The 12,434-nt window shown below is 43.5% G+C and carries 12 protein-coding genes and 1 riboswitch; of the genes, 11 read left to right on the forward strand and 1 reads right to left on the reverse strand.

Annotated features, from left to right (window positions below):
- The first annotated feature begins 33 nt into the window (after positions 1 to 33).
- From DESYODRAFT_RS02910 to mobA, 4 genes are all read left to right on the forward strand, one after another.
- Positions 34 to 969: an NADH-quinone oxidoreductase subunit G gene (locus DESYODRAFT_RS02910; RefSeq protein ID WP_042338148.1), complete on the forward strand. Its 936-nt coding sequence runs from the start codon at positions 34 to 36 to the stop codon at positions 967 to 969.
- A 136-nt stretch (positions 970 to 1,105) separates the two neighbouring features.
- Complete coding sequence (gene fdhF / locus DESYODRAFT_RS26895; RefSeq protein ID WP_007779205.1) at positions 1,106 to 3,787, forward strand: formate dehydrogenase subunit alpha; 2,682 nt, start codon at positions 1,106 to 1,108, stop codon at positions 3,785 to 3,787.
- Between the two features lie 218 nt (positions 3,788 to 4,005).
- Positions 4,006 to 4,224, forward strand: coding sequence for a glutaredoxin family protein (locus DESYODRAFT_RS02925; RefSeq protein ID WP_242833651.1), 219 nt, complete (start codon positions 4,006 to 4,008; stop codon positions 4,222 to 4,224).
- A complete protein-coding gene (gene mobA, locus DESYODRAFT_RS02930; protein ID WP_042338154.1) occupies positions 4,199 to 4,834 on the forward strand; it encodes a molybdenum cofactor guanylyltransferase in 636 nt (211 codons plus the stop codon). The genes DESYODRAFT_RS02925 and mobA overlap by 26 nt, the downstream gene beginning before the upstream one ends.
- A 45-nt stretch (positions 4,835 to 4,879) precedes the next feature.
- Here the strand turns inward: mobA and fdhD are convergent, their stop codons facing one another.
- The gene (gene fdhD, locus DESYODRAFT_RS02935) at positions 4,880 to 5,665 is read right to left on the reverse strand and encodes a formate dehydrogenase accessory sulfurtransferase FdhD (RefSeq protein ID WP_007779217.1); all 786 of its coding nucleotides are present in this window, start codon (positions 5,663 to 5,665) and stop codon (positions 4,880 to 4,882) included.
- 153 nt (positions 5,666 to 5,818) lie between these two features.
- Positions 5,819 to 5,947, forward strand: a riboswitch (molybdenum cofactor riboswitch).
- A gap of 72 nt (positions 5,948 to 6,019) precedes the next feature.
- On the opposite strand from fdhD, the gene moaA reads away from it, so the two are divergent.
- From moaA to groL, 7 genes are all read left to right on the forward strand, one after another.
- Positions 6,020 to 6,991 carry a GTP 3',8-cyclase MoaA gene (gene moaA / locus DESYODRAFT_RS02940; protein WP_007779219.1) on the forward strand — a complete coding sequence of 324 codons (972 nt, stop codon included), beginning with the start codon at positions 6,020 to 6,022 and terminating at the stop codon, positions 6,989 to 6,991.
- 3 nt (positions 6,992 to 6,994) lie between these two features.
- The gene (moaC, locus tag DESYODRAFT_RS02945) at positions 6,995 to 7,465 is read left to right on the forward strand and encodes a cyclic pyranopterin monophosphate synthase MoaC (RefSeq protein WP_007779222.1); all 471 of its coding nucleotides are present in this window, start codon (positions 6,995 to 6,997) and stop codon (positions 7,463 to 7,465) included.
- Positions 7,466 to 7,685: 220 nt separating this feature from the next.
- The gene (locus tag DESYODRAFT_RS02950) at positions 7,686 to 8,120 is read left to right on the forward strand and encodes an MOSC domain-containing protein (RefSeq protein ID WP_007779223.1); all 435 of its coding nucleotides are present in this window, start codon (positions 7,686 to 7,688) and stop codon (positions 8,118 to 8,120) included.
- Positions 8,120 to 8,620, forward strand: coding sequence for a MogA/MoaB family molybdenum cofactor biosynthesis protein (locus DESYODRAFT_RS02955; protein WP_007779227.1), 501 nt, complete (start codon positions 8,120 to 8,122; stop codon positions 8,618 to 8,620). Before DESYODRAFT_RS02950 ends, DESYODRAFT_RS02955 begins: the two co-directional genes overlap by 1 nt.
- 523 nt (positions 8,621 to 9,143) lie before the next feature.
- A complete protein-coding gene (locus DESYODRAFT_RS02960) occupies positions 9,144 to 9,968 on the forward strand; it encodes an NYN domain-containing protein (RefSeq protein ID WP_007779228.1) in 825 nt (274 codons plus the stop codon).
- 286 nt (positions 9,969 to 10,254) lie between these two features.
- Positions 10,255 to 10,539: a co-chaperone GroES gene (gene groES, locus DESYODRAFT_RS02965; RefSeq protein WP_007779230.1), complete on the forward strand. Its 285-nt coding sequence runs from the start codon at positions 10,255 to 10,257 to the stop codon at positions 10,537 to 10,539.
- A 34-nt stretch (positions 10,540 to 10,573) separates the two neighbouring features.
- Positions 10,574 to 12,214, forward strand: a complete 1,641-nt coding sequence (groL, locus tag DESYODRAFT_RS02970) for a chaperonin GroEL (protein WP_007779232.1) — start codon at positions 10,574 to 10,576, stop codon at positions 12,212 to 12,214.
- The last annotated feature ends 220 nt before the right edge of the window (positions 12,215 to 12,434 follow it).

The following is a 12,434-nucleotide window of genomic DNA, read 5'->3' on the forward strand; positions in this document are numbered from 1 at the left end:
CCCAGGATTGACAAACTGAGAGGAGTGAACACTTTGGAGTGGCTCACACTAACAATTGATGGGTGTGAAGTCAGCGTTCCCAAAGGAACGACTGTGCTTGATGCCTGTCGGATGAATGATATTCCTATTCCGACGTTATGTCATGCCCCTGAGCTTACATCGTCGGGTGCCTGTCGTTTATGCGTCGTCCAAATTGAAGGAATGAGGAATCTGCCGCCGTCTTGCGTTACTCAAGCAGCCCAGGGCATGAAAGTTGAAACACAGAACGCTAAAGTCCGAAATGCACGTAAAACAATTTTGGAATTGTTGGTAGCTAACCATCCCTTAGATTGTATGACCTGTCAAAAATTTGGAGATTGTTCTCTAGCGGACTATGCCTATGAATACGGCGTTACCGGTAAAATGTATCAAGGGGAAAAACGTGATTATCCTATCGACAACGATAATCCTTATATTTTAAGGGACCTCAATAAGTGTATTTTATGCGGCAAATGTATTGCCACATGTGAGGCAGTACCGGAACGTAGTGTCATTGGTTTCGCTTTTCGGGGATTTAAGACTAAAGTATCCACGTTTATGGACACTGACCTAAAAGATTCGAGTTGTGTCTATTGCAACCGCTGTGTGGCAATCTGTCCAGTTGGAGCCTTAGTCGACAAAAATACGTTGGGCAAAGGACGAGCTTGGGAGTTTACGAAAGAAGAAGTTACTTGTACGTTTTGTGAAGCAGGGTGTAAGTTTAATATTAACTACAAGAAAGGTAAAATTGTGGGAGTTACAGCGAAATCCGCCGCTAGCGGGCGACCACTTTGCCTTAAAGGGCGTCTTGGGTCTGATTTCAAGTATAACCCTGAGCGCCTGGAAAAGCCCTTTGTTAATCAAAATGGAGAGTTTGTCCAAGTGACTTGGTCAGAATTTTTAGGACTTGGCAACATTGTGGATAAAATTAACATGCTAGAAGGGCAGTAACAAGCAAATAATTAATAGCGAGTCCTTCTATCGATAATATTGGGAAGGACCGCTTTCTTTATTGTAGTCTCGCTTGCTTGAGCCGATTAGTTGTCTGAGAAGAGATATAAATCTAAAGTGAGAGGAGAGTAACATCTTGGAATGGTACACGCTAACAATTGATGGACGTGAAGTCAGCGTTCCCAAGGGAACGACCGTACTTGATGCCTGTCGTATGAATGATATTCCGATTCCTACCTTGTGTCATGCTCCGGAGCTTACCTCTGCGGGTGCGTGTCGCTTGTGCGTTGTTCAAATCGAGGGAATGCGCAATCTTCCGCCCTCATGCGTCACACAAGTAGCACAAGGCATGAAAGTGGAGACGCAAAATCCCAAAGTCCGCAATGCTCGTAAAACGATCTTAGAACTTTTGGTGGCAAATCATCCCCTAGACTGCATGACCTGTCAGAAAATGGGGGATTGTTCCTTGGCAGAGTATGCCTATGAATATGGTGTAACCGGTGAAGTTTATCAAGGTGAAAAACGCGATCTCCCGATTGACAATGGTAATCCGTTTATCTTAAGAGATCCTAACAAATGTATTCTATGTGGTAAATGCATTAGGGCTTGCTCTGAGATCCAGGGAAAAAGTATTCTGGACTTTTCCTTTAGAGGATTTGATACTCAGGTAGGTCCGGCTTTCAATTTACCTTATCACGAGTCGGATTGTGATTTCTGCGGTTCCTGCCTTTCAGTCTGTCCGGTAGGAGCCCTGACCGAAAAACAAATGGCTGGTAAAGCACGTCCTTGGGAAGTATCCAAAGTTCAAACGACATGCCCATTTTGCGGCACTGGATGTAACTTTGACTTAAATGTCAAAGATGGAAAAGTCATTGGGGTGACCTCGAATGAGAATGCACCGGTTAATGGCAAAGCTTTGTGTGTCAAAGGCCGCTTTGGGATGGACATGATTTATAGTGATAATCGTCTGACAACTCCTCTGATCAGAAAAAATGGGGAACTGGTTCCAGCGGATTGGGATGAGGCTTTAGATTTAGTCGCCAGCAAGTTAGGCGAGATCAAAAAGACCTATGGCCCGAACTCTATTGCTGCCTTAAGCTCAGCTCATTGCACCAATGAAGAAAATTATTTAATGCAAAAATTTATGCGCGCGGTGATCGGTACAAACAATGTCGATCACTGCGCCAGGACTTGACACGCTCCCACTGTGGCCGGTCTGGCCACCTCATTTGGATCCGGAGCGATGACCAACTCCATCAATGAAATTCCAGATACCAATGTCATGTTTGTCATTGGGTCAAACGCAACAGAAGCTCACCCAGTCATTGGGACGAAAATGAAGCAAGCACTCGCTAAGGGTGCAAAATTGATTGTAGCAGATCCTCGCTGCATCGATCTTGCCGAACATTCAGATGTTTGGCTGAGACTCCAACCGGGAACAGATATTGCCTTGATCAATGGGATCATGAACATTATTCTGGCTAACGGATGGGAAGACAAAGCGTTTATTGAAGAACGTACGGAAGGTTTCGAAAAACTGCGTGAAGCTGTTAAAGCCTATACTCCTGAGGTAGTGAGTAAGGTAACGGGAGTTCCGGTTGAGAAATTGGAAGAAGCCGCTAAAATCTATGCTACTGCGGAAAAGGCCCAGATCTTCTATACCTTGGGAATTACTGAGCACACCTATGGTACGGATAATGTCATGAGTTTAGCAAACCTGGCAATGCTTACAGGCAATATCGGCAGAGAAAGCACAGGGGTTAACCCAATGCGCGGGCAAAATAATGTTCAGGGTGCTTGCGATATGGGTGCACTGCCTAATGTTTACCCTGGTTACCAACAGGTTGCGAATCCGGAAGTACAAGCGAAATTCGAGGCGGCTTGGGGAGTACCGCTAGACCCCAATCCGGGCTTTATGATCCCAGACATGTTCGAAGCGGCGGTTAGTAAAAATTTGCGGGCTTTGTATGTTTTAGGTGAAGATCCGGTGATTACGGATGCGGATGCCAATCATGTACGCAAAGGCCTGCAGTCCCTTGATTTCCTCATAGTCCAAGAAATCTTCTTGTCCGAAACCGCTAAGTTAGCAGACGTTGTCTTACCTGGGGCCAGTTTTGCCGAGAAAACAGGTACATTCACGAATACTGAGCGTCGGGTGCAAATGGTGAATCAAGCCATTAAGCCTATCGGTAATGCTAAGACAGATGGACAGATTATTTGTGAACTAGCTACTCGTATGGGATATCCTTTCGAATATAAATCTTCCGCTGAAGTTATGCAGGAAGTCGCCAGCCTTGCTCCTTCTTTTGCTGGGATCACCCATGAGCGACTAGGGACCCAAGGGTTGCAATGGCCGGTACCTCATGCAGAACACCCAGGCACCAAGTTCTTGCACGAAGGCAAGTTCACTCGGGGCAAAGGACAGTTTGTGGCGATCGAGAATCAACTGCCTGCTGAATTACCGGATGAGGAGTATCCGCTCTTACTCAGTACCGGGCGTAAACTTTCTCATTATAATGTCTTCACACAACACTCGCCATCTTTGGAAGAACATTCTCCTGAAGAATTGGCAGAGGTCAATCCGTCAGATGCTGAACGGCTTGGAATCGAAGACGGTGAACAAGTCAAGGTGGCATCCCGTCGGGGTGAACTGAAAACTAAAATCAAGGTTACAAATCGAGTGCCTGAAGGCGTGGTCTTCATGACCCTCCACTACTTTGATTCCCCCACCAATGTCTTAACCAATGGGGCGTATGATAAAGTCACTAAAACCTATGAGTATAAAGTTTGCGGCGTGAAGATCTCAAAGATCAGTTGAGACTAAAGATCGAAGGGACCCTTTAAAAGGGTCCCTTTTTCTGCTGGGTAGAGACGGTCCTTTTGGCACACTTAACGGTGTGTCCAAAGGACTGTTCCCGTTACACGCGATCATCCAGTCCTCGCCGTGACATAGAAGAATAAATATGGTACATTGAAGATAGAACTATCAACTTCAAACGAGTTGAGGAGTGAAAAATTGTGAATCAAGAAGTAATTATGTATACTCTACCTCTTTGCCCTTACTGCGCACGCGCTAAGCGATTCCTTTCGGGGAGAGGGATTATGTTTACAGAGAAAAATATTTTCATTCCTAAGAATTTCAAAGAATTAAGAAAAGTAACTGATGCCATCGGAGTTCCGGTAACCATTGTAGGGAAACGGATTCTAACCCGCTTTTCGTCTACTGAATATGAGGAGGTCTTCAGAAATTACTAAACTACTACGAGACTTCGAAAAACAACTTCCGAAATTGAAGGCGACTGGAGTTTTATTAGCAGGCGGAAAAAGCTCGCGTATGAAAAAAGAAAAGGCTTTTCTCGAAATAGACGGAAGGTCTCTGGCAGAACGGAGTTTAGAGGTTTTGCGAAACGTATTTTCGGAAGTAATCATTAGCAGCAACACTCCAGAACGTTTTGCCCACTTTGGGGTACCTATTATTCAGGATGAAGTTCTCGGCCGAGGCCCGCTGGAAGGGCTATATCAGGGTTTAACAGCGGCCGCATATGATGAGGTTTTTTTTGTCGCCTGTGATATGCCATTTTTAAAAGCAGACATTATCCGCAGCTTGGCAAAATGGATTTCAGACTATGATGTTGTCGTTCCAAAGCTTAAGTCAGGCCTCCATCCGTTACACGCCTATTATCATCGCTGTTGCCTTCCCATAATAAAAAAGAATCTTGAGGCAGGGTGCCTCAAGATCATAGATCTCTATCCTGCCTGTTCCGTGAAGTATGTGGAAGAACAGGAACTGGAGGGGGTTTCGGATTCGATAAACGTCTTTTGCAACGTGAATACACCCGAAGACTGGGCAGCTATCCATAAATGATAAATCTACTCTTCGAAAACTGAGCTAAAATCTTATTTTTAATGTTCAGAAAATAATTCGTTCCGGGCAGGTGTAAATATTTAAGCGTTGTTCCCTTGCAAACCCCACAATCGTAATGTTCAAAGCAGTTGCTTGAGAAAGGGCCATATCTGTCGGCGCGCCACGGGCAATGAGGATGGGAACATTCATTTTGGCAACCTTAAGCAGGATTTCGGAGGAAACTCTGCCGCTAAAGAAGATAACATGGTTTTCAAGGCTCAACTTAGTGCGAAAGGCTTCACCGCTGAGCTTATCAAAGACATTGTGCCTGCCAATATCATAGCTGGTTAGGAGTATATCGCCTTTATTGCCAACTCCGCCGCTGTGTACCCCACCCGTCTCCTGAAAGAGAGGAAGATAGGATTGTAAAAATTTAGCATAATTATAAGCTTCCTGAAGTGGGATGCTATAAGTTGAGACAAGAGGTTTAACCATAAGTGCATCATTGGCAAAACAAAACGAAGCTCTGCTTTTACCGCAGCAGGCAGATACAAATCGTTTGCTCATAAGTTCTTTCTGTAAAACACAAGGTTTACCCTCAACCCAAACCATGTGGTCTGAAGAATCTTGGCGAATTTCGTACACGTCCTCAGGAACCCGGATGAACCCTTCGTTGAATAAAAACCCAAGAGTAAGTTCCACAGTCTGGGAAGGTGAACACAATAGGGTGGCGATCTCATCTCGATTATAGTGAATAGTTAATGGAACCTCTCGGACAACTGTATCTTCTCTTCCTTCTATTAATGCTCCATCGGCTTTAAGAATGGAAAGGGTAACCGTTTCGTTTGGCATTTTAACCTCCTTGGACCTTTTTTTTATAGTGTACACTAATTTTTCAAGAATCTGAATCAGTTTCTATTAAAAAGACAAAATGTAATATATTAATAAAAGGAATTTTCGACTTTATCACGAATTATTTCTTAAAGGTTAAAGTGAAGGTTAAATTGAATCGTTTCGCTCCGAAGCTGGATTGCCTAAAGCAATGCTATGGTGACCAGACTAGTGTCTTAGGCACTCGGGTATTATGGGAAACTGTGATATCTCCTGCTGGAAAGGAGTCTGTTGACAGGTGGATTATATTCCCCCGGTTGTTTACAGACCGTGGGGTTTTTTGTTTTAAAATCTAATCCAGAAAGAGGAGACATAATGCAAGATCAATTTCTTAGGCGAATTGATTATCTCAGAATTTCAGTGACGGATCGTTGTAATCTGCGTTGCAAATATTGTATGCCTGAAGAAGGGATACAATGGATGCCGCATGATTTGATTCTTACTTTCGAAGAAATACTTAGATTGATGAGGATAAGCACGCAATTAGGTTTTCGGAGATTTCGTATTACAGGCGGAGAACCTCTTGTGCGCAAGGACATTTTGGAATTCCTGCGCGAGGGGGCTCAACTTCCTGGAGTTGAAGATCTCATGCTCACAACGAACGGATTATTACTTCCGGAAATGGCTTTTGATTTAAAGGCTGCAGGAGTTCACCGAGTTAATATTAGCTTGGATACGATGGATAAAACCCGCTTTTTTGAGAATACTCGCGGAGGGGATGTCTCAAAAGTGATTCAGGGAATCTTTCGTTCGCTGGAGGCCGGCCTTAATCCGGTCAAAGTTAATGTTGTCGTTGTGCGCGGATTTAATACGGAAGAACTGCCCAGCTTTCTAAAGCTGGCTAAACAATATCCGCTTCATGTTCGATTTATTGAACTCATGCCGATTGGTGTCAGCTCGGAGCATCGGAGTGATTTTGTCTCAATTAAAGAAATGAAAGAACTACTAGGGCTCAATGAAGATGCTCCAACTAAAGTGATTGCCGGCGGAGGCCCTGCTGAATATTTTCAGCCAAGCGGTTATAAAGGAAGTATCGGCTTTATCAGCGCCCTGAGTCGTCATTTTTGCAGCACGTGCAATCGTGTGCGTTTGACGGCAGACGGTAAATTAAGACCGTGTTTGCATAGTAAACATGAAGTTGATTTAAGAGAGGTCCTGCGTTCGGGCAGTTCGGATCAGGATATTCTGAAGGTATTTGCACAGGCGGTTTGGCATAAACCAGCAGAACATCATATGAACAATGAAGCTTGGCAAGATACACGTGTAATGTCTCAGATCGGAGGGTAAGCAATGGAATTAACACATTTTGATGAAGAAGGACGCGCACGGATGGTGGATGTCAGTGACAAGGCAGAAACTGCTAGGGTTGCTGTTGCCCAAGGTAAGATACTGATGAAACCAGAAACCCTGGAAAGAATTCGCTCAGGGCAGATTGCTAAAGGAGACGTCTTAGCAGTGGCCCAAGTTGCGGGGATTATGGCGGCAAAGCAGACCTCACAACTGATTCCAATGTGCCATCCCTTAGCGATTACCGGTGCTAAATTAAGTTTTAAACTGGTGGAACCTGGTGAGATAGATATCGAAGCTAGCGTGAAAGTCCACGGAAAAACCGGTGTGGAAATGGAAGCATTAACAGCAGTTAGTATTGCTGCCTTGACCATTTATGACATGTGCAAAGCAATCGATAAGACGATGACGATCCAGGGAATTTTTCTGGCAGAAAAGCTGGGGGGAAAAAGCGGGCATTTTGTACGGGACTAACTGCCACTAAACATTTTAGGCGGAAAGTAAGTGGCAGTAAGTCCCTGCATAAGTTCGACTAGACATTTCTGAAGCGGGGCTTCAGAAATGTAGTCTCCTATATACGAGACTAACTGCCACTAAACATTATAAGCAGAAAGTAAGTGGCACTAAGTCTTGCATAAGTTTGACTAACTGCCGTATGGACTAATAATTGAGCATGAAGGAGAGGCATATTATTATGGGAAAAATAGTAGCTGTTTGTACAAGTGAACGAAAAGGGATGCGCAAAAAGAATGTGGGTGAAGGCATCTTAAAAGTGGGCTTTGGGCTTGAAGGCGATGCTCATGGCGGAGACTGGCACCGGATGGTCAGTTTACTGGCGATGGAGAGTATTAAGTCCATGCAAGATAAAGGGTTGAAGGTAGGCCCAGGGGATTTCGCAGAGAATTTAACAACAGAAGGTATTGAATTATTTACTCTGCCGATTGGAACAAAAATAAAAATTGGAGATACAAGCATTGGAGAGGTAACACAAATTGGTAAGGAATGCCACACAAAATGCGCCATCTACCATCAAGCTGGAGATTGTGTGATGCCGAAAGAAGGAATTTTTATTCGGTTATTGGAGGGCGGAGTTGTTCGAGTCGGAGATAGCATTGAGGTGATCAATTGATGCTTCGCGTGGGAGTTATAACGGCTAGTGACAAGGGGTCACGTGGGGAAAGGGAAGACCTTTCCGGACCTGCCCTTGCTAAGCTTGTTCAGGAAATCGATGGAGAGGTTGTGGAGTATGTAGTGCTTCCTGATGACCAGGTGTTGCTGGAGAAAACCATGCGCCATTGGGCAGATGAACTTGGCCTGGATTTGATCTTAACGACCGGGGGTACGGGGTTTTCAATGCGGGATGTCACACCAGAGGCGACTCTGGCTGTCGCAGATCGAATGGTCCCGGGTATTGCCGAAGTCATGCGGATGGAGAGTCTTAAAGTGACTCCAAAGGCAATGTTAAGCAGAGCAATTGCAGTTCTTAGAAAGCGAACCCTGATTATTAATATGCCAGGCAGTGTTAAAGCAGTTCGCGAATGCTTCGCAGCGATTGCGCCTGCAATTCCCCATGGAATTCAGATTCTCAAAGGAGAAGCAAGTGAATGTGGGTCAACAATTCAGCAGTAATGGGATGAAATACATCAAAACTTTTTAATCCTAATTTAACTATTAATAGTTTTTAATTTAAACGAGATTAACAGTTCTTTGGAAACAGGGGGACAGGTGCGTTGTTTTAAAACTAAAACAACGCACCTGTCCCCCTGTTTCTTCATAAATAATATCAAGTAAAAGTCGTTAATCTTTTACCTGGTCAAAACTTGGCCAATTAGCCCAGCTTATCTTTCGGAATTTAATGTATGAAAGTCCTTAGATGGGATGGTTCAAGCACTAAAATTTAACGTGCCTCGCAAAAGAGCATTTTGCACACAGGATGCTCAGGAAGGATTATGTGCTTTATAAAACTCTTTTTCCAAACATCATGTCATTATAAGGTAAACTTCTAATAGTTGGTTATGCCGATTCTCCTGCAGGTTGTAATAATTATGTTCAAAATTGCTGCTTAATCAATAAGTTAAGAGCTGAAGCTTGTCACGTTTGTCCAAAATGACACGTAGAATATGGTAGATTAGTGGCTTGTGAGGTGAATAATTTGAAAGCCATAGCATTTGTCGATTATGAAAATATTTGGGCCAGTTTATTAGAGCGCAGTTGTGAATTGACGCCGAAACAATTGGTAACATTTTTGCATCAATATGCCGAGCGCACTAATGTAGAATTATTAGCCATCTATCTCTACGCCAATTTTGACCGGGAAGAGTTTTGGCGAACGCAAACGACGTTTGAAAGCACGAATGTTTTTACTCGTCATGTATTTGGAAAAAACAATTATGCTAGTACGCAACTTCGCCGCAATGCTGCCGATCTGGAGTTAATGCTTGAGGCCCAAGAGATATTGCTGACAAGAGCATCCACATTTGATATGTTTTTATTGCTGACAGGGGATGGAGATTTTCTTTCCTTATTAAGAAAAATACGAGCCTGGGGGAAGGTTGTTAAAGTGATCGGGGTCGCAGGAAGTGTTCATCATACTTTGCAGCCTTTTTGTGAGGAAGACAATCTTTTACAGTGGATCCTCAATCAAAAACATGAGATAGAGTATTATCCAGAGCATGATTTGGAACGAGGAATTCAGATTCTCGGAACACTCCAAATTCGATTGCCTTATGTTGCATCAACAAAAGCCAGAGCCACATTAACAGAATTTCTAGGGCGTTCGATCTTACAAGTAAAAGAGTTTATTCGCTACTTGTTAAAAGAAAATATTCTTACTGAAAAGGAGCATCCCGATCCAAATCTGAAGATTGGCAAGACTAAAATATACCTTCTTAATCTAAAGAATACTAAGGTTCAAGATGCTTTAGGAAGCCTTTATGAAGAAGTATTACAGCGGCAAATTAAATTAATTTTGGACTAAAATCATGAATAGAGGGATCATAATCTGGCAATTATAGTGGGTAGACAATAGGGAGATGCGCATGGGGAGAGGGGTATAGAGTTTTTAAATTAAAGAGCGCATGAAATTGGGAGAAAATTAAAGATTTAAAAAGTAAATGATGAATAAACCCCGGATTTCGCTTAATTAGGGGGGTTGCTTTCCTGCAGCCCCTTGCAATATATTATAGATATATTGTTAGCACTCAATAGAGTCGAGTGCTAACAATATTAAATAAAAACATAAACAATAGGAGGGACTTTTCTTCATGAACATTAAACCTCTCGCTGATCGGGTAATCATCAAACCACTCCCGATGGAAGAAAAAACAAAGAGCGGTATTATTATGCCGGATACCGCAAAAGAAAAACCACAAGAAGGTGAAATCGTCGCCGCAGGTCCTGGAAAAGTGGAAAAAGGTGAACGCATTGCTCTTGAAGTAAAAGTGGGTGACCGTGTAATGTATTCCAAATATGCAGGAACTGAAGTCAAGTATGACGGTCAAGAATACTTAATTCTGAAAGAAACCGATATTTTAGCAATTGTTGGCTAATTGATAAGACTAACTTTTGAGGAGTGAATATACGTTGGCAAAGCAAATTATTTTTAATCAAGACGCTCGTCATGCATTAGAACGCGGTGTTAATGCTCTGGCTGAGGCTGTACGCGTAACCTTAGGACCTAAAGGACGTAATGTCGTTCTCGACAAGAAATTTGGATCTCCGCTAATTACAAACGATGGTGTTACGATTGCTCGTGATATCGAATTGGAAGATCCTTTCGAAAATATGGGTGCCCAGCTTGTTAAAGAGGTTGCTACTAAAACCAATGATGTAGCTGGTGACGGTACAACGACGGCTACCGTTTTAGCACAAGCCATTATTCGTGAAGGCCTCAAGAATGTTGCTGCCGGTGCTAATCCAATGGGCATTAAACGTGGAATTGAGCAGGCTGTGGAAGTTGTGGTTGCAGACATTAAAGCGAATGCCAAACTCGTAGAGACCAGCGAAGCTATCGCTCAAGTTGCTACTATCTCTGCCAGCGACAAAAACATTGGTGATCTGATTGCGCAAGCGATGGAAAAAGTCGGAAAAGACGGTGTCATTACTGTTGAAGAAGCAAAAGGCATGACAACCGAACTTCAAGTGGTTGAAGGAATGCAATTTGATCGCGGCTATATTTCCGCTTATATGATTACGGATACTGAGAAAATGGAAGCGGTACTCAATGATCCTTTCATTTTAATTACTGATAAAAAGATCAGTGCGATTCAAGATGTTTTACCAGTCTTAGAAAAAGTAGTGCAAGCTGGTCGCCAACTTTTAATCATTGCTGAAGATGTCGACGGGGAAGCTCTTCCTACGCTCGTTCTCAACAAATTACGTGGAACCTTTACTTGCGTTGGTGTTAAAGCCCCTGGCTTTGGAGATCGCCGCAAGGCAATGCTGGAAGACATTGCAGTTCTAACAGGTGGAACAGTTATCACTGAAGACTTGGGACTCAAGTTAGAAAACACGACTCTTGAAATGCTCGGTCGTTCACGTCAAGTTCGCGTCACCAAAGAAGAAACCACTATTGTCGAAGGATCTGGCAACAACGAAGATATTAAACAGCGCGTTGAAGCCATTAAACGTCAAATAGATGAAACCACCTCTGACTTTGATCGTGAAAAACTCCAAGAGCGTTTAGCGAAATTAGCGGGCGGAGTTGCGGTCATTCAAGTTGGTGCAGCTACCGAAACTGAAATGAAAGAGAAAAAGCTTCGCATTGAAGATGCTTTAGCTGCTACTCGTGCCGCTGTTGAAGAAGGAATCGTGTCTGGCGGAGGTGCTACTCTGATTGATGCCATTCAGGCTTTAGATAAGCTGGATTTGACAGGTGACGAGGCAACGGGTGTCAATATTGTTCGTCGTGCTCTCGAAGAACCACTTCGTCAAATCGCCAACAATGCCGGATATGAAGGTTCCGTAGTCGTTGGAAAGGTTCGTGAATCCGGTACAAGAGGGATTGGCTTTAATGCCGTAACCGAAGTCTATGAAGACATGATTGCTGCCGGTATTGTTGACCCAGCAAAAGTTACTCGTTCTGCTCTGCAAAATGCAGGCTCCATTGCTGCTATGCTCCTCACCACGGAATGCTTGGTTTCTGACTTGCCGGCTAAAGATGGCGGAGCAGGTGCTATGCCAGGCGGAATGGGTGGCATGGGCGGAATGGGCGGCATGATGTAAGTCAGCCGTGTAAAGCCCTGATATAAGCGGAACTCGTGTTGCAATGTAGCTATATGCATGCAGGCTGATAGTGATCCTGCAGCGCAAACAATACAATCCTAGATATGACGAGGCCCTCTCCTTGATTGGAGGGGGCTTTTTGCTTTTTCAGAATCTCCTGCTATTTTTTATTTGCGAAAAAGAGGATAGTATATTTTTTTGTTGAATTCTAGTTGAAATA

Origin of the sequence: Desulfosporosinus youngiae DSM 17734 (assembly GCF_000244895.1) — a bacterium.
Classification (GTDB): Bacteria; Bacillota; Desulfitobacteriia; order Desulfitobacteriales; family Desulfitobacteriaceae; genus Desulfosporosinus; species Desulfosporosinus youngiae.